This is a genomic window from Bacillus smithii, from assembly GCF_001050115.1.
Lineage (GTDB): Bacteria > Bacillota > Bacilli > Bacillales > DSM-4216 > Bacillus_O > Bacillus_O smithii.
On sequence record NZ_CP012024.1, the window covers coordinates 1,940,764 to 1,957,547 of the forward strand.

At 41.2% G+C, this 16,784-nt stretch carries 17 protein-coding genes and 1 riboswitch; of the genes, 4 read left to right on the forward strand and 13 right to left on the reverse strand.

Annotation, left to right across the window (positions count from 1 at the left end; all coding sequences use genetic code 11):
- Positions 1-202 precede the first annotated feature (202 nt).
- From dapF to ribD, 5 genes are all read right to left on the reverse strand, one after another.
- Entirely contained in the window at positions 203-1,198 is a 996-nt protein-coding gene (gene dapF, locus BSM4216_RS09035; RefSeq protein ID WP_048623500.1) for a diaminopimelate epimerase, read from the reverse strand.
- Positions 1,199-1,351: 153 nt separating this feature from the next.
- Entirely contained in the window at positions 1,352-1,822 is a 471-nt protein-coding gene (gene ribH / locus BSM4216_RS09040) for a 6,7-dimethyl-8-ribityllumazine synthase (protein ID WP_003354975.1), read from the reverse strand.
- Between the two features lie 37 nt (positions 1,823-1,859).
- A complete protein-coding gene (locus tag BSM4216_RS09045; RefSeq protein WP_048623501.1) occupies positions 1,860-3,053 on the reverse strand; it encodes a bifunctional 3,4-dihydroxy-2-butanone-4-phosphate synthase/GTP cyclohydrolase II in 1,194 nt (397 codons plus the stop codon).
- 17 nt (positions 3,054-3,070) lie between these two features.
- Positions 3,071-3,721 carry a riboflavin synthase gene (locus BSM4216_RS09050; protein WP_048623502.1) on the reverse strand — a complete coding sequence of 217 codons (651 nt, stop codon included), beginning with the start codon at positions 3,719-3,721 and terminating at the stop codon, positions 3,071-3,073.
- Positions 3,722-3,768: 47 nt separating this feature from the next.
- Entirely contained in the window at positions 3,769-4,854 is a 1,086-nt protein-coding gene (ribD, locus tag BSM4216_RS09055; RefSeq protein WP_048623503.1) for a bifunctional diaminohydroxyphosphoribosylaminopyrimidine deaminase/5-amino-6-(5-phosphoribosylamino)uracil reductase RibD, read from the reverse strand.
- Between the two features lie 195 nt (positions 4,855-5,049).
- A riboswitch (FMN riboswitch) is annotated at positions 5,050-5,195 on the reverse strand.
- 549 nt (positions 5,196-5,744) lie between these two features.
- Between ribD and uptA the strand changes: the two genes are divergently transcribed.
- The 3 genes from uptA (at position 5,745) to BSM4216_RS09075 (ending at position 9,333) form a co-directional block, all read left to right on the forward strand.
- Positions 5,745-6,341: an undecaprenyl phosphate transporter UptA gene (gene uptA, locus BSM4216_RS09065; RefSeq protein WP_048623504.1), complete on the forward strand. Its 597-nt coding sequence runs from the start codon at positions 5,745-5,747 to the stop codon at positions 6,339-6,341.
- Positions 6,342-7,107: 766 nt separating this feature from the next.
- On the forward strand, positions 7,108-7,665 hold the full coding sequence (locus BSM4216_RS09070; protein ID WP_048623505.1) for a GNAT family N-acetyltransferase: 558 nt from the start codon (positions 7,108-7,110) through the stop codon (positions 7,663-7,665).
- Positions 7,666-7,956: 291 nt separating this feature from the next.
- Positions 7,957-9,333, forward strand: a complete 1,377-nt coding sequence (locus BSM4216_RS09075) for an MATE family efflux transporter (RefSeq protein WP_048623506.1) — start codon at positions 7,957-7,959, stop codon at positions 9,331-9,333.
- Between the two features lie 66 nt (positions 9,334-9,399).
- Here the strand turns inward: BSM4216_RS09075 and BSM4216_RS09080 are convergent, their stop codons facing one another.
- The 7 genes from BSM4216_RS09080 to deoD form a co-directional block, all read right to left on the reverse strand.
- The gene (locus tag BSM4216_RS09080; protein ID WP_048624469.1) at positions 9,400-10,173 is read right to left on the reverse strand and encodes an SDR family oxidoreductase; all 774 of its coding nucleotides are present in this window, start codon (positions 10,171-10,173) and stop codon (positions 9,400-9,402) included.
- A 202-nt stretch (positions 10,174-10,375) separates the two neighbouring features.
- Complete coding sequence (locus BSM4216_RS09085; RefSeq protein ID WP_048623507.1) at positions 10,376-11,092, reverse strand: CAP domain-containing protein; 717 nt, start codon at positions 11,090-11,092, stop codon at positions 10,376-10,378.
- Positions 11,093-11,407: 315 nt separating this feature from the next.
- A complete protein-coding gene (locus BSM4216_RS09090) occupies positions 11,408-11,671 on the reverse strand; it encodes a hypothetical protein (RefSeq protein ID WP_003354964.1) in 264 nt (87 codons plus the stop codon).
- A 107-nt stretch (positions 11,672-11,778) separates the two neighbouring features.
- The gene (locus BSM4216_RS09095; RefSeq protein WP_244878000.1) at positions 11,779-12,225 is read right to left on the reverse strand and encodes a MarR family winged helix-turn-helix transcriptional regulator; all 447 of its coding nucleotides are present in this window, start codon (positions 12,223-12,225) and stop codon (positions 11,779-11,781) included.
- 225 nt (positions 12,226-12,450) lie between these two features.
- A complete protein-coding gene (locus BSM4216_RS09100) occupies positions 12,451-13,932 on the reverse strand; it encodes a lmo1851 family serine protease (protein ID WP_048623508.1) in 1,482 nt (493 codons plus the stop codon).
- A gap of 456 nt (positions 13,933-14,388) precedes the next feature.
- Positions 14,389-15,159 (reverse strand): M15 family metallopeptidase, encoded by a 771-nt coding sequence (locus BSM4216_RS09105; protein WP_048623509.1) that lies wholly within the window; start codon positions 15,157-15,159, stop codon positions 14,389-14,391.
- 131 nt (positions 15,160-15,290) lie between these two features.
- On the reverse strand, positions 15,291-15,995 hold the full coding sequence (gene deoD / locus BSM4216_RS09110; RefSeq protein ID WP_048623510.1) for a purine-nucleoside phosphorylase: 705 nt from the start codon (positions 15,993-15,995) through the stop codon (positions 15,291-15,293).
- A gap of 167 nt (positions 15,996-16,162) precedes the next feature.
- Between deoD and BSM4216_RS17110 the strand changes: the two genes are divergently transcribed.
- The gene (locus BSM4216_RS17110; RefSeq protein ID WP_003354956.1) at positions 16,163-16,285 is read left to right on the forward strand and encodes a hypothetical protein; all 123 of its coding nucleotides are present in this window, start codon (positions 16,163-16,165) and stop codon (positions 16,283-16,285) included.
- Positions 16,286-16,315: 30 nt separating this feature from the next.
- Here BSM4216_RS17110 and BSM4216_RS09115 read toward each other — a convergent pair whose 3' ends face one another.
- Complete coding sequence (locus BSM4216_RS09115) at positions 16,316-16,624, reverse strand: YodL domain-containing protein (protein WP_234395490.1); 309 nt, start codon at positions 16,622-16,624, stop codon at positions 16,316-16,318.
- Positions 16,625-16,784: the final 160 nt, after the last annotated feature.

Below are 16,784 nucleotides of genomic sequence, written 5' to 3' on the forward strand. Positions count from 1 at the left end.
GGGAATTAAGCGAGCCTCCTGCTAGTAAAAGCTGAGTCAGGTGAGACCTTTTTGCGGGGGTAAGCGAGAAGGCTCATGGATTGCCTGCGGAAAGCGAGTGAATTTCGCATATATCCCACAACGTTCGATAGAAAGCTTACATGAAAAAAGGGTGCCCCCCGAGTCATTTTACTGACTAATGGGGCGGCCCCTTTACTCTTTTTTATATTTCCACTTTCAAAAACTGAGAGAGATAGTCTTTGGCGTGCTGTTCCAGCTCTTCGTACTGCTGTTGTTCCTCAAATTCGGTTTTATGGATCCATGTAAAAGTTTCCGGTTTCTTGACATCCAAGTCGATCTCGGCATGATATAAATAAGTGGCATTTCCGATTAAATCCATATAGTAATCGCCGTTGCTTTTTTGATGAACGGCACAACGGACTTTTCCACCGGGGTTATAGACCTGAATTTCCGATTCCTTCTCATTGTAGCCAAGCAGACATGTGATCAAAGTGGAAGCTGACATGGCCGTGCCGCAAGCATTCGTAAAGCCGACACCCCGTTCATATGTACGAACATAGATCGTACCTTTTTCCAACGGTTTTACGAAACTGACATTCACCCCATCCGGGAAGAGATCATTTGGTCCGTTCACATATTCAGCAATTTGCTTTTGTTCATTTGTGAAAAGGTGTTCCGTATCCACCACGCTGATTAAGTGCGGATTCGGCACTGCCACGGCGGAAAACATCAATTGATCGGACAATTGAGGGATTTTTTCATTCATCAATTGTTCCTTATCGATGTTCATTGGCAATGCGTCCAATTGAAACAAGACGGGTGAAATTTCCACTGTATAAGTGGGAATGTCGCCAAAAATCGGTTTGCTCTTTTGAACATGAAGATCCGCTTTCATCGTCTCAACGACAATGTGATCTTTTCCTAGCCGTTCACATACATAACGCCCTACACAACGCAAACCGTTTCCGCACATAGAAGCTTCCGAACCATCGGCATTAAAAATGCGCATTTTTGCATCTGCTTTCTCGCTTGGGAGGACAAATAAGATGCCGTCCGCACCGATGCCGCTTGAACGGTCGCATAAAGCGATAGCCAAATTTTGACGATCTTTATCTGTAAAGGAATAGTCCAGCTCCTCTTCGTCTATCAACAGAAAATCATTGCCGGATCCATGGCATTTCGTAAATTTCAACTTCACTCCGAACCCCTCCGTCTTCTAGGTTAATAAAGTTATCATATTACAAACAATCAAGAAGGGCAATTGAGAATTTCGGCGAAGAAACTTGTTTGGAGCTGGCTTTTTCATGTGAAAAAGAAATGGCTTCTTCGCCGCTTGCATACGCTTGATCAGTTATTGATTTAATTGTTTCAACAGATTAGCCATTTCAATGGCGCTCACAGCTGCTTCTGCACCTTTGTTTCCTGCTTTCGTTCCTGCTCTTTCAATGGCTTGTTCGATGGTTTCAGTGGTTAAGATGCCAAAAATAACCGGAACTTCTGTTTGCAAACTTGCCTGTGCTACTCCTTTCGTCGCTTCACTGCTTACATAATCAAAGTGAGCAGTAGCCCCGCGAATGACGGTACCTAAAGCAATAACGGCGTCATAACGACCGGATTCCGCCATTTTTTTGGCGATTAATGGGATTTCAAATGCTCCAGGCACCCACGCAACCTCAATATCATCTCGATTTACACCATGGCGTACAAGAGCATCTTCAGCTCCGCTTACTAACTTACTTGTTATAAATTCATTAAAACGAGATACGACGATTCCGATTTTTAATCCAGTTCCTACTAAATTTCCTTCTAATACTTTTGCCATAACAGTTCCTCCTCTTTATTTATCTGTATCACAACGATTATATATGAAGCAGGTGGCCCATTTTTTCCATTTTTGTCCGCAAATACGCTTCGTTTTCTTTCTTCGGCGGCATTTCAATCGGCACCCGCTCGACTATTTCCAATCCATAGCCTTTTAATCCCGCAATTTTCTTCGGATTATTCGTCATTAGACGCATTTTCGTCACACCTAAATCTCGTAAAATTTGCGCTCCGATCCCGTAATCGCGCAAATCAGCCGGAAATCCCAATTTATGGTTTGCCTCTACTGTGTCAAAACCTTGTTCTTGAAGCTTGTAGGCTTTCAATTTATTGAGAAGGCCAATTCCTCTTCCTTCCTGTCTCATATACAAAAGGACGCCTCGACCTTCTTTTTCAATTTGTTCAAGGGCAGCGGCAAGCTGGGGACCGCAATCGCAGCGATAAGAACCGAATACATCGCCCGTTAAACATTCAGAATGAACTCTCACAAGTACGGGCTCTCCGTTGTCGATATCTCCTTTTACGAGCGCCACATGTTCTTTCCCTGTGAGCACTTCCGAATAGCCGACGGCTCGGAAATGGCCAAAATGCGTTGGGAGCTCGATTTCCACTTCTCTTTTAATCAGTTTTTCTTGTTTGCGCCGATATTCAATCAAATCTTGTATCGTAATCATCTTTAAAGAAAATCGTTCAGCGATTTCTTTTAACTGCGGCACTCTTGCCATCGTGCCATCTTCATTCATTATCTCGCAGATGACTCCAACGGGTTTCGCTCCTGCCAATTTTGCCAAATCTACAGCGGCTTCCGTATGGCCAGCCCGTTTTAAGACACCGCCTTCTTTTGCAATCAACGGAAAGATGTGGCCGGGTTTTTTAAAATCATATTGTGTCGTGTCATCGTTCACAATCTCCTGAACGGTTTTGGCACGTTCAAATGCGCTGATTCCTGTTCGGGTGCTGATATGATCGATGCTGACGGTAAACGCCGTTCCGAGCGAATCCGTGTTTTGATTGGTCATCATTTTCAGCTCAAGCTGGCGAGCTTTTTCTTCCGAAATCGGAACGCAAATCAGGCCCCGGCCTTCTTTTGCCATAAAATTAATCATTTCCGGCGTTGCTTTTTCCCCTAATCCAATAAAATCGCCTTCGTTTTCTCGATCTTCATCGTCCACGACAATGATTACCTTTCCTGCCTTTAAATCCTCCACAGCTTCTTCAATGGAAGCGAACATACTCAATCACCCTTTCTTTAATCGGCGAAGCCGTTTTCTTTCAAAAAATCCAGAGAAATTCTAGATTCTGATGAACGCGATCCCATGCTCATCAAATGATCCACATACTTGGCTAACATATCGCATTCTATATTCACGAGATCCCCTACTTTTTTGGACGCTAAAATCGTCTCTTCTTGTGTATGGGGAATGAGAGAGATGGTCAATAATCCATTCCCTGTGCGAAAAATGGTGAGTGAGGTGCCGTCTATCGCAACCGATCCTTTCTTCATAAAATAGCGCGAAAGCTCCGGCGGCGCTGAAATGGTCATATACAGGGCATTATCGACCGGCTGTATTGAAACAATCGTTCCCACACCGTCCACATGTCCGCTGACAAAATGTCCGCCAAATCTGCCGTTTGCCGGCATGGCTCTCTCCAGATTCACCTTGCTGCCGGGAACAAGCTGTCGAAGCGAAGTATCGCGGAATGTCTCCGGCATCACATCAGCCGAAAACGTTGTATCGCTGAATGATGTTACGGTTAAACAAACTCCATTCACCGAAATGCTGTCGCCAAGATGTACGTCCTCTACAATCTTCTCTGCTCGAATCAATAGCTCCAAAGACTGACTGCCTTTTAACACTTGTTCAACAACGCCTATTTCCTCTACGATCCCTGTAAACACTTACGTCCCTCCTTTTGAACCACAATGGAATTTCGTTCAAACCTTTTCTATTCTTTGACCGATGCGGTTATTTTCACATCCGGGCCTACCATTTCTACTTTCTCAAAAGTTAACGGAAGGGAATCCGCTATCTTTTCTACTCCTTTTCCAGAAAACGATGTAAGAGCTTCTCTACCGCCAATCAATTTTGGGGCCATGTATAAAATCAATCGCTGAAAAGCCTTTTCTTGAAGAAAAGATCCATTGACCTCTGAACCGCCTTCAACCAGAAGCGTCATGATTCCGCGTCTGCCCAGCTCCTGAAGCAATTCGGCAATAGAAACATCTTGGCTTTTTTGCCTTATGACCGTAACACCTAAACGGATTAGATCAAGTTCTTTTTTCTCGGAAGCATTACAGCCACAAACCACTATCGTTTCGCTGTCTTTATTGGTTATAACATTTGCATAATTTGGAATACGCAAGTGGGTGTCTAAAATGACGCGTATAGGATTCTTTTCACCTTGGGGCAATCGAACGGTAAGGAGGGGATTGTCATGAAGAACGGTATGGATGCCGACAAGGATAGCATCATGATTTTTTCTAAGAAGATGAACATCCTGGCGGGATTGCTCGCTTGTGATCCATTTGCTGTCGTGAGCAGCAGTTGCAATCTTCCCATCTGCCGTGACGGCTGTTTTAATAGTGACAAACGGGGTTTTGGTTTGAATGAAATGGAAAAATGGTCTATATAACTGTTTGGCTTCTTGACCGCAAATGCCTGTTTCTACTTCAATTCCGGCATCTTTTAGCTTTTGAATCCCTTTTCCTGCAACGAGCGGGTTTGGATCCAGAGTAGCGACAAAAACCCTTTTTACACGCTTTTCAATTAAATAATCTGCGCATGGGGGCGTTTTGCCGTAGTGGGAGCAAGGCTCCAAAGTTACGTACACATCGGCGCCTTCCGCTTCGGATCCTGCCATATCCAAGGCGATCCGTTCAGCATGGCGTTCGCCGGCTTTTAAATGAGCGCCCATCCCGATGATTCGACCTTCTTTCACAACCACGCTGCCTACAGGAGGATTGGGGGATGTCTGGCCGTTTACACTCTCCGCCAATTTCAACGCGAATTTCATATAGTCTTCTTTCAGCATTGGGGAGCAACCCTCCTCATATTTCAGAATAGCCGTCTATTTGCTTGTCAAAAAGAAGCGAGCAGAATAATGATCCTACCTTGTCCAACATGAATTTTGTGAAGTAAGGAATTTCCAATTGAAAAACCCCGCAAAAATTGCGGGGCCTTTTAAATTCATTGCGAAATAAGCGTTAAAATACTCCTTTTTTAACGCTTCCTCCTTCTCCCATCCAGACTTTCACTGTCGGCTTTGGAATTTCACCAAATCCACCGTACACCGAAAAGGCGCACGGGTCACGGGCTTTGAACATCATGTTCATCACCGCCGGTCGGGAATTTCACCCTGCCCCGAAGGAACATATGAAATTTTTCTCCTTGCTCATATCCTACTTAATCAAAAGGCGTTTCGGCCATGATAATGTATAAACATTCCATGTACTTTTGATTTTGATAAAAATTTTATCATTCTCCAAGTATAATTGCAAGCAACTTGAATGAACGTTGATGGCTATCACAGCTTTATCCAACGATCAAGTCCGTTTTTTCTTTATCCGTCCGTCTGCCTCGATTGCTTCATTCCGATTGATAGCTCCATTGCTCATCGTTCGGATGGACAAATGACGAACTGGAATCTTTTTTAGCGTTCCCTCCATCGTTTCCTTTATGTATGCAAGTTGCCCCGTTCGAATGGGGCTTTGTTCGTTAACAAGCTTTTTTAAGAGTGCAGAAAAATGAGGAAAAACTACTATTGATTAAAACCATTCCAACGGTTAGCGGTTGGAATATTGTAATCATAATCAAACTGTTTCCGTCTTTTTTCGCCTTTTTTATTTTTTACTATTATGATTGAATGGTAAGTATTATAATTTATTGTGGCAGTATATGAAAGTTTTACAGAGGAGAGAAAGAATGGAACAGTTTACTCATCAGGTCATTACTTTTTTAGGTAATCTTGGCTACTTTGGAATCGCTCTAGCATTGATGATCGAAATTATTCCAAGCGAAATCGTTTTAAGCTATGGAGGATTTTTAGTCTCCCAAGGAAAATTGTCGTTTGTTGGTGCCTTCATAGCAGGTGTAATCGGCGGGACGATTGCCCAAATTTTTCTATACTGGTTAGGTAAATATGCAGGAAGACCATTTTTTCAAAAATACGGAAAATATTTATTCATCAAAGAATCTCATATAGATGCTTCGGAACGATGGTTTAACAAATACGGGCCTTTCGTGATTTTCACAGCTCGATTTATACCTGTAGTGCGTCATGCCATCTCTTTGCCGGCCGGATTTTCCAAAATGTCATTGCGATTATTTTTGCTTTACACATTAGCTGCCATGATACCGTGGACTATATTGTTCATGCTTTTAGGAATGCAGCTTGGCACCCACTGGGAAGCAGTGAAATCCGTTGCCGGAAAATATGTGACCCCGATTGCGATTTTGGCCGTAATCAGTTTGGTCCTCTATTTAGGATGGAAAACTTTCAAACAGAAAAAACGTTCATAGAAGCCTTTTTTCATACGGCAGTCGCAACGAAAAAAAGCGAAAGTGAGATTCATCTTTTCATACTTTTGCAAGTACGAAAATCAATTAGCTTCGCGTTGCTGTGCCCCCGGAATCATTCGTTGTTCTCCGCTGAAATACCCGGGGGCGCTTTTTATGGAAGGTTTTTTAATAAAATTTATTCACCCGTATCAATACGAATTCGTTCCGGTTATGGAACGACCGGCCAGTTTTAGGTGACAGGCTAATACAGGAGTAGAGAAACACTATTTAAAACCGTCATGTCGATATTCTTTCGCTGCCCCCATTATAGCTTGCTCTTTAGATAAAAATTCATGATTTCCAAGTGTTCATTTCTTGCCTTGCACCCCTATGTTCTTGTATGATCAAAACCATAAAAAGAACGAACGAAAGACTGAAAACAATAAAAATTTATAAAATGGACATAAAAACTTAACAAAATGACTATTTTCAAATACAATTTATTTTTGTAATATACAATCAGCTTGCTGATGTCATTCCGGACACATGCCGTTTATGCTTTTGTGAACGGAAGATAAAGCCAGTTTCAACGAATAGGCCATATCATGAGAGATGATTTCTCATTTCAAAAAGCAAGTTTTAGGGAAGGCAAATGGTGCGCCACCAGTCTTGACTGGTTCTAGTGGGTTCGATTCCCACCCCGAAATTTTTTATGAAGTTTATGAAAAATTTCGAGGGTGGAAGAATCGATTTTCCTGACTTCTGCCCTCTTGAGGAGGGATTTTACTTGTTAAAGAAAAGAGACCTGCAGGAAGCCCCATTACTTTTTGAATTGATGAAGCATCCAGATGTCTTCCCGTTTGTTCGCCATAAAGCTTATTCACAAGAAGAGTTTTTATTTTTAACCAAACAAATGATGGAAGCAGAGGAGCGCGGCGAACTCATATCCAGAACAATTCTTGACGAATGGGGAAACCCCATTGGTACGATCAATTTATATGATATTGAAAACCACTCCGGGTTTTTAGGCACATGGCTCGGAAAGCCATATCACGGAAAAGGATATAATCGTTTAGCAAAAGATGCTTTCTTTCAAGAATTGTTTTATCAGCTAGGAATTGAAACCATTTATATGAGAATTCGCAAGCAAAATATCCGTTCCCTGAAAGCCGCCGAAAAATTGCCGTATGCGCTGAAAGCAAATGAAACTCGTCCTCATCTGTATCAATCCATTAATAAAGAAGCACCCGTCTATGATTTATTTGAAATTACAAAAGACCTTTACACTTTGCATTTGTTGCGGCAACAATCCCATGATGATAATGAGGAAGCGATGAACGCCTAAAGAATGCGGGCGGGGATATTCCCGGCCGCATTCTTTGTCTCAAAAAAGATGAGTTTTTTCATCATATTTAATATGACTATCATGGACGCCAACACGTCAAAAAACAGTCTATTTTGAGAAAAAATAGACGGTTAGAGTACCTATAGAATGAATGATTCATAGATTTTCTCTTTAAAAATGTTCGGACTAGTGCATTTTCTAAGTTGTCATCAGCGCTTTATTTCATATAATCGTATTGTACGGTCCTTGCATCAAAATCGGGAAAATCGTTGGAGTTGGAGGAATGCAGCAATGAAAGAGACGAACAGCCTCAAAGAAAAATATAAACAATTTTTGATGATCTTAATCCCTATTTTTGTGACGCAAATCGGCATTTATTCGATGAACTTTTTTGATACGATGATGTCGGGCCGCTATTCTTCCAGCGATCTTGCAGGAGTCGCAATAGGGTCCTCGATATGGGTTCCAATATACACTGGACTAGGTGGAATTTTATTATCTATTACCCCGATTACCGCCCAATTTTTGGGGGCCAAAAACGCGAAAGAAGTTACTTTTACCATCATTCAAGGAGTTTACATAGCCATCGCCTTAGGCATATCCATCATCATCGTCGGCAGTTTTGCCCTTGATCCTATACTAAATGGAATGAATTTAGAGAGCCGGGTACGGATGGTAGCAGAAAAATATTTGATCGCCCTTTCTTTCGGAATCATTCCGCTCTTTGTTTACAATGTACTCCGCAGTTTTATCGATTCTCTAGGGAAAACAAAGGTTTCCATGGTGATTACGCTGCTTGCGCTGCCCATTAATGTGTTTTTTAACTATCTCTTTATCTACGGAAAAGGAGGCTTTCCCGCCTTGGGGGGAGTGGGCTCCGGGTACGCAACGGCCGTTACTTATTGGTTGATCACGATCATTGCCGCGGTCATCATCCATAAACGGCCGCCTTTTTCCACGTACAATGTTTTTCGTCGACTCCCAAGCATTTCATTTCCAAAATGGAAAGAGTTTTGTAAAATTGGGTTGCCTATTGGGTTATCCATTTTTTTCGAAACCAGTATTTTTTCTGCCGTCACGCTGATGATGAGTGAATACAGTTCTGTCACCATTGCAGCTCACCAGGCTGCCAATAATTTTGCATCGTTGTTGTATATGATCCCACTGAGCATCTCTATGACGCTTACAATCGTAGTAGGATTTGAAGTTGGAGCCAATCGCTTCCATGATGCGGAGCAGTACAGCCGTCTTGGAATTTTTACTGCTGTAACTCTATCGATTATATCCGGTGTGACGTTGTTTATCTTTCGGGATAAAATTGCATTGCTGTATTCACATGAGCCAGCGGTCATTCAACAAACTACTCAGTTTCTAGCTTTTGCAGCATTCTTTCAGCTTTCAGACGCCATTCAAGCTCCGGTGCAAGGCGCATTGCGCGGATATAAAGATGTCAATCTTAGTTTTATTATGGCACTCGTTTCTTACTGGATTATTGGCCTCCCATTAGGGTTCCTGCTGGCAAAGACAACGGACCTTCAAGCTTTTGGCTACTGGATCGGGTTAATTACAGGGCTTGCATTTGGCGCTGTCACCTTGTTCACACGTCTTGTTTATGTGCAAAAGAAAATCTATTCTCCACAAGCAAAATGGCAAAGAAGCAGATCCTGACTCGGTCTGCGTCTTTGCCATTTTCTTTGAAACGATATTCCCGTTGTACGTTCCTTTCTTGGTTTTCTACTCATAAAATACTTTTCCCAATACGTCTTTTCCTCCCGTTACAGGAATGATCGCACCTGTTATAAAATCAGACTGCTCTGAACATAAAAAAGCGACCATCCTCGCTATATCCTCCCCCGTGCCTGGACGACCAACAGGAACTGTATCATCCTTTACGCCCATTGCCTCATGAATCTCTTTTTCTTTCCAATCGCCCGTAATATCTCCCGGACAAATCATATTGGCCGTTATGCCGTTTTCCGCTTCTTCCAGAGCAATCGTTCGTGTCAGAGAAGCAAGCCCTGTTTTCGAAGCGGCAAACGCCGAGCGATAAATCCAACCGGGCGCGGTCTCGACCCTATCGAAGCCAAATGTGATGATCCTCCCCCAATGTTTCTTTCTCATTCCAGGAAGAGTCAGCTTAGATAAGTAAAACGCGCTGTTCAAATTTCCATTCACTATGTATTGCCATTCACTATCATCATATTCTTCCATCTTTTTTCGCTTTTTGATAAAAGGACCGGCGTTATGGATCAAAACATCCACACTGCCAAACTGCTCTTCCGTTCGTGCCACAATCTGACGGCAATCTTCCGGCTTTGTAATATCACCGCTGACAACAATCGTTGATACGCCAAACTTCTCCTGTAATTCATTAGCCAATTGTTCAGCTTCATGCCGGCTGGAACAATAATTGATGGTCATATTAAAGCCTGCCTGCGCTAAAGCGTAGGCCGTACGTTTTCCAATTCCTTTAGCCGCTCCCGTAATCAATGCAGTTTTTTTGTTCATTCCTTCCCCTCGCCCCAATATATCATTTTCTTCTCTCATCATTATAGTAAGCGGAGAAAAAAAATTATGCAAATTTAATCCTATTTCTTAAAACCGGTGTTGATAAGAACAAAAAAGGAAGGTCCGGAAATCATTTAAATGAATGATTTCCGGACCCTCTCTTTCACTTTTTGACGATTCTTCCAAACCTCTCTTCAAGAATTTATTTTTTAATAAATTCTTGCGTCCAAATATTTCCGTTTTCTACATACCCAACTCCGATATGAGTGTAGTCTTTATTTAAGATATTCGCACGATGACCTTCACTGTTCATCCAACCATTGACCACTTCTTCCGGAGTGCGTTGACCTTCTGCAATGTTTTCACCTGCGGCTGTAAACTGGATTCCATATTGTTTCATCATATCAAATGGAGATCCATATGTTGGACTCGTATGAGAGAAGTAGTGGTTAACAGCCATGTCATTGGCTTTGTCGCGAGCCATTTTGCTTAAAGTCGGATCTACTTTTAATGGTGGTAAACCATATTTTGCTCTTTCTTTATTCGTTAAATCCACTACTTGTTGTTCGTACGCTTTTAATGAAGATCCTGTTTTGGAAGTAGCAGGAGCCGTTGTATTGTTCTTTTCGGTAGTTGTTTTCGCCGATGGAGTGGATGGAGATGTTTTTTCCGTTACCGTTGTATTCGGCTGAGCTTTGGCAGCTTGTTTCGCAATCGACAGTGCATATTGATATTGCTGATTCATCCAATTATCTAACCAGCTTTTTGAAATCGGAAATTGTTTCACTTCAAATTGACATTCTACGTTATTATTTTTATCACTATTTATCGGAAATGATGCCGCATTTGCCTTTGATGCAAGCGGTGCAGTCAATAACCCAAAGGATACTGCTACTGCCATCAATGATTTTTTGTTCATCTAATCTTCCTCCTTTGATTCTTTCAATCTCTGATCTGGTTACATCATAACATGCGATTTTTGTAATATTTGAGGAAGAAAATGACAGATTCATAGATAGACAGGCCAAAGAAAAAAAGCCATTTATTTTCATCCAAAAAGGGGCTGTAAACCTTGAAGATTAAAGTTTGTTAAATAATCCCTTTCATTCTGAAATTGGCCATTCTTTCTTTTAATTAGGATCCGTTTTATTTATTTCCATAAATAAAGGGTTGACAACCTTTCTATTTAAGCCCTTTATTAACTTCTTTTGCAAACGTATTGCGATTGTAAAGATTATTTGAACGACTCCATTACATCCGTGTAAAGCCGGATCAGCCGAATTTGATCTTCAGTTTTTAAATCCGAATCGATCACCCTTTTCACAGCTAAAAAATATTTTTCTTCTTTTGTTTTCCTAACGCGAGGGTGACTGAATTCGTCTAATAGTTCACTCTTCATCATTTCTTTCACAGTGGCGGTTGGAGAATTCGAGCCATCTTTCACTTCTCGCTTGTTCCACAAGGATAAAAATATATCCAATAAGTATGAATCCTCCACGTTCTTTCCTCCTTTATGCTTGTTTATCGAATGGTAGTCGCAACAAATATCGTCCTTTTTTCTTTGCAAAAATGTTTGTACGAATATTTAAACACATGAATGATGTATCATTTATTTTCAGAATCATCGGAGTGATCGCATGGAGTGTTTAATTTTTTTAATAACTGGATAAATGTATGCAGTTCTTCATTCGTAAAATGGCTGAATTTCTTTTGGAAATATTCAGATTTTAATTCAGCAGCAAATTTCAGCATTTCTTTTCCTTTTTCCGTAATCTCCAGTTCAACTCTTCTCCGATCGACTTCTGAACGCTTTCTAGTTATAAAGCCTTTTTCAACTAAAGAATCTGTAATAGCTGTAATATGGCTTGCCGACACTTCAATGGTCTTGGAAATATCCGACGCTTTCAAAGGACCATTCTCGTGAATGACTTTTAAGACGATAAATTCTGTGCTGTTCAAATATTTTCCGGTGTAATTTCTTAATTCGTTTTTTATCATTCGATAGTTCTTACGCAGTAATTGTTCCAATTCTACTAGCATTTCTTGTCTCAATATGATCGACCTTCCATTTATCATCCAATAATTTATATTATGAACTATTTAATGATAAATGAAATACGTTTCATCTGTCAATATTCTCATCATGAATGATTCCTATTGCATGGCACCGTTAAATTGATGGACATGGGCAGGAGCAATCGGATTTCATACATTCACATAATGAGACGATCAACTCGAACGAAAAAGAGCGGGAAATTCCCGCTCTTCCATTGAAAATTACTTATTTTTAGTGACAATTTCCACTGCTTTTTTCACCTGGGTATCATGATCTTGAATTTCTTTTCTGATTTGATCCATCAATTTAATAGTCGTTTCTCCCGACACCTTTCCTGTCACTTGCAGCTTCTGATCTCTTTGGAACCGCACAACAGCGTCTTTTGTTTCACCGTCAAAATAGCCGTCTACTTTTCCCGGGTTATACCCAAGAGCGCTGAGCATTTGCTCCACTGCTTTCACTTCCTTGGAAAGGTCGGATTCTTTCAGTTCTTTATCCGGATCTACAATTGGTAAATTAGCATAACTTGGGAGTTTGACTTCATAATCCGGTTTAATACCCTTTTTATGAATCCACTCTCCTTTTGGCGTCAGCCATTTCGCGGTAGTGAATTTTAGATTAGAACCGTCTTTAAAATCTTCCGTCGTTTGTACCGTTCCTTTGCCAAATGATTTTTCCCCGATCAGCGGAACGCCGGCAGACTCTTTCAACGCTGACGCAAAAATTTCCGAAGCACTTGCGCTTCCTCCATCAATTAATACAGCCACTGGGACATTTACTTTGTCCTTTCCGTCAGCAATAAATTTCTCGCGCTGTCCATTGCGGTCTTCCACTTGCAGCAGGATTTTCCCCTTTGGCACGAACATATTCGACATTTTTATAGCTTGGTCAAGAAGTCCTCCCGGGTTTTGCCGCAAATCAAGCACCAGCGATGTCATGCCTTTTTTCTTCATTTCGGCGATCGCTTGTTTCAACTCTTTATACGTATTTTCTGAAAAACTTGTGATTTGAATTTTGGCAACACCATGATCGAGCATTTCTGGATAAACAGTTTTAATAGGGATCGTATCTCTTACAATGCTCACTTCGATCGGATCTTGCTCACCCGGACGCTGAATCTTCAGCTTAACCTTGGTGCCTTTCTTACCGCGTATCATCATGACAGCTTTTGTCGAACTCATCCCCTGCAAACTTTTACCATTGACGGAAAGTATGCGGTCGTTCGGACGCAATCCAGCTTTCTCGGCAGGGGATCCTTTAATAGGCGAAACAATTACGATGTTTCCATCTTTTTCTTGGATTTCTGCTCCGATTCCTTCAAAAGAGGACTCGATGCTTTCGTGAAACTGTTTTGCTTCGCTTTTAGACATATAGTCAGAATACGGATCACCCAAAGATTGAACCATACCATTAATGGCCCCGTTAATCAGTTTTTCATCATCAACTTTTTCGTAATAATTACTTTTTAATTTATCATACACATCGTAAAGCTTATTAAATTCCGGACGGTTTGCACCACCGACATCGACCGCTTTTTCATCCCCAAATGCCAAAGCAAATGTTGTAATTCCCGCTGTTATAAAAACAATGAAAAAGAGGAGCATAACAAAATGAAATCTCTTCATTTTCACATAATTTGACGAAGATTGCTTTTGCTGCTCCTTTTCTTGCTTTTCATCTTCCACATTTGTCACCACTTTCATTGCTCTCATTCTTCGGATTTATGATTTTTCTGTAACTACTTTATTTTAACAGCTTTTTAAATTTAGGGAAAGATAAAACCTATTTAGAAGCTGACCTTAGTAGGGAACCATTTTCGAATGATTGATCGAATGAATCGGAATTTCAGCATCCTCTCTCCAATTCAAAGCTGCGATGGGAATGATCCCTATCTTTGTGCATAGCTGCTTAAATCGGAAGCGAAGCCGCGGGATACACGACTGATTGATTGGCGGAAATGCCTTCAAAAAACCCCTCCATCCACTTGGAGAGGTTTTAGGGCGTTGGGGAAATACTTTTCTTTCATTAAATAAAGAAAAATTCTCCTGTATGAAAGGATCATCCGCCTGCCGGTATATTCTTTTACATGAAAATGATTTTTTGCGTACTGTCCTCCTGGGCGTATTTCGACGTCCAAAAAAGGGGGATGGCCCCCCTTTTTACATTTTTCCGTAATTCCGATAAAATTCTTCCAATGTCCAGCCGTTTTCATATATCTTCTTCGCTGCTTCTACTCCCACGTAACGATAATGCCATGGCTCAAATTGATAGCCGGTAATCGCTTCTTTTCCCTTTGGATAACGGAGAATAAAACCGTATTCGTGTGCATGTTTCGCTAGCCATTGACCCTCTTTTGTGTTTTCAAATGAATCCGTCAAGAGAAAACCGACGCTTTTCCCGGAAATATCGATTGCCAATCCGGTCTGATGCTCGCTTTGTCCGGGTGTTGCGACAGCCTGATTCGCTTTCGCTTTCCCAGAATTGGCCATTTCATTGTTGAATACCGCTACTTGCCGGTTGTAAGAACGGTAGCCAGAAACGGCATATAAATAAACGCCGTCTTTGGCTGCAGCTGCAAACATCTTTTCCAACGCTTCGGCTGCTTCTTTACGCATCAAGCTTTTTTCAATTTTTTCGTCTCCAAATGAAAACTTTACAGCCGGTCTAACGAGATCTTTCGGCGCGTAACCTTCAGGCAAATTGTACTCTTTATTGACCAAAACGAGCACATTTTCCGGATTGGTAATCACCTTTTTCCCGCTGACTTCTTTTATTTGGTTGAAAGTAAATTTCTCAGCTTTCGGAGTTGTAGATTCTCTCGCTTGGTGATTTTTTTCTTGATGATTGGTGCCTTTTGCTTCCTCGCCGCCCGCTTGGCATCCACTGACCAGCAACACGGCAGCGGCCATCGTCAATATCCATTTTTTCATAGTTCCACCTGATTTTTCTGTTTTTCTGCCATTCGCTGATTATCTATCATGTTTCATTCTTATTGTTGAATAGGAAAACGAAAAGAAAAGCTTTTATGGCTTCTCTTTTCCAAATAACCGATTCTTTTTGTTTATTCTTTTACCACGGATTCCAATGCCACTTCAATCATCTCATTAAATGTTGTTTGTCTTTCCTCCGCTGTCGTTGCTTCACCGGTTAACACATGGTCGCTGACTGTCAGAATAGTAAGCGCCTTTCTTCCATACTTTGCCGCAATGGTATAAAGAGCCGCTGTTTCCATTTCAAGAGCTAATACTCCATATTGGGCCCACTTTTCATGTTCAGCGTGGTCATTATAAAATAAATCTTCTGTAAACACACTGCCAACTTTTAGATCTAAACCTTTTTCGACTCCAACATCATAGGCTTTTTTCAATAGCTCCCAATTCGCGGTAGGGGCATAATCAATTCCATTAAAGGTTAAACGGTTGATTTGAGAATCAGTGGAAGCAGACATCGCCAATATGACATCACGAAGTTTTACGTCTTTTTGAATGGCACCGCACGTTCCAACGCGAATTAAGTTTTGCACATTGTAGCTTTCAATTAATTCTGTCACATAAATGGAAATCGAAGGAACTCCCATTCCGGTGCCTTGAACAGAAATCCTTTTGCCTTTGTATGTACCTGTATAACCGAACATGTTCCGAACTTCATTGTAGCAAACCGCATTTTCTAAAAAGTTTTCCGCAATATATTTAGCACGGAGAGGATCGCCTGGAAGCAATACTGTGTCCGCAATTTCATTTTCTTTTGCTCCGATATGTATACTCATATGAATTCCTCCTTTTATCGCTTTCAATCATCCCTATTTTAAGCTTTTTTGGATGTGTCTGCAAATGATTCCATGAGAAAAATTCCTATGAACGGGCATCCTATTGACAAAGCTGCTTTCATTTAAAAGGAAGAATTCAAATAAAGGCCGCAGGAGGGATATGGACCATGGCAAAAAAACATCGCAGCAGAATAAAAGCGACCAAAAAAAATAATCATGTTCCACCGGAAGCTGTTTTAGCCGAACAGGATGCGCATGGAAAAGAATATTCCGGCAAAGATCGAAAATAGGAGAGAATGCCAAAAAGGCACTCCATCCTATTAGTGAACCAAACTCCGTTCAATCTTTCGCCAGCCGCCCGATTCCAGTCGATAAAAACTCTTATTTGAACCTTTGGAAATTTGTACGATATCACCTGTAGCTACAAAGCGGGCAGAAAAATCGGGCGGCAATAAATCAAATACATTAAAAATACGAAAAACCGTTTCCAAGGCCGCCCGATGGTTTTTGGCTCTTATCGGGAGATGATAAACAGCTTCGTATCCTTGTGTATCTCCGTAATGGGGGGTCTGAAATAAGGTCACTTGGTACTCTTTGACACTTGGCAACAACATTTTCCATTTACTCAATTTTCCTCGCCCCTATCTTATTAATATTTATCCATCCATTTACACAAGGTTTTGACATTCACCTTGTCGATACCTTCATCAAAATTCCACTAATTTTGTCAAAAAGTATGGATGGATGCTATTGATACGGGCTTTCCATGAAAAATGATTCACCAGCGTA